We start from the raw sequence: 1023 nt of genomic DNA, 5'->3' as shown, positions 1-1023 counted from the left end.
GCTTGTGCTTCGCGTCGGTGAAACAGTTCATACACTTGTAAACAACGAGCCTCAAAATTGGGCAGTGAGGCCTCACGGGTTAATTCCAGGATGTCCACTGCTGTCAATCGGGAGCCATTCCGACGAAGTCGATGCGTTACATCAACGATTTCGGGTTGAATACCCTCTGCTTGCAGATCCAGCATGGCCCGGTAAATCTCTCGATGGGCGTGGTGAAAGAAGATGTTTTCCTGCTTGATTTTGGTCAACGCTGATCGCATCAAGGATGACTCAATGAGAATAGCTCCCAACAGCCCTGCTTCCAGGTTTACATTGAATAGATTTTCGCTTAGTGTGTTCATAATTGTAAGTTCAGCGCTGCTAATCCTTTAGGTGAACTGATAGGCTGTGGGCGATTCGTAGCCAAATTGGCGGAGGAGGAGATTGTGTCCGTTGATTTTGGGGCTACATCGAATTCATTTTCCCAAACCCGATGTTTCAGGTATCGTTCGGGATCTTTGCGGAATTGAGGATCGGGTCGATTCGCTTTGTAATGATCAATTCGATCATAAGCAGTTTGCTGATCATCTTTTGATAGTTTATTCCACTCTTTTAAAGTGTTTGATTTACTACCCGTCTTTTTACCGTAGTGATCCCAAAAAAGGTCGAACTCTTTCGACGTATTTGTTTTACCAGTTTTATTAGTTTTATTTGTGTACTCCTGCTGTACAGTAGCGGTACTGCTGTTGTACAGTTGTGGTTCAGTAGCTGTACAGGGCCTGTTCAAAAATGAACAGCTAAAACGTACTTTTGTAGCGCCCGTCCAATCGTTCTTTCCCCATTGCAAGACCTCAATAATTCCCCACTCTACTAAATCCGTTATACAACTTTTCAGCGTCGACGGAGAATCGATTAGCGACATCTTCATAGTATATTCTCGAGGCAAGTCAACGATTTCCATACTGACCCTGTTTCGTAATTCAGCAATCCAGGTATAAAGGCTCAAATGGTGAGGTTTGGCTTTTATTTGCATAGCTTCATTAT

2 protein-coding genes are annotated in these 1023 nt (G+C 43.7%); both read right to left on the bottom strand.

Features of this window, described 5'->3' with window-relative positions; translation table 11 throughout:
- On the bottom strand, positions 1 to 341 hold a 341-nt coding region (locus GO755_RS40655), incomplete at its 3' end, for a DnaB-like helicase N-terminal domain-containing protein (RefSeq protein WP_317166057.1).
- The coding region (locus GO755_RS40650) for a hypothetical protein (protein ID WP_227687301.1) at positions 338 to 1023 on the bottom strand (686 nt) is incomplete at its 5' end. The genes GO755_RS40655 and GO755_RS40650, both read right to left, overlap by 4 nt.

It is taken from the genome of Spirosoma arboris (assembly GCF_009754945.1).
GTDB classification, from domain to species: Bacteria; Bacteroidota; Bacteroidia; order Cytophagales; family Spirosomataceae; genus Spirosoma; species Spirosoma arboris.
The sequence above is the reverse complement of the archived record's forward strand: the minus strand, read 5'-3'. Positions and strand labels throughout refer to the sequence as shown.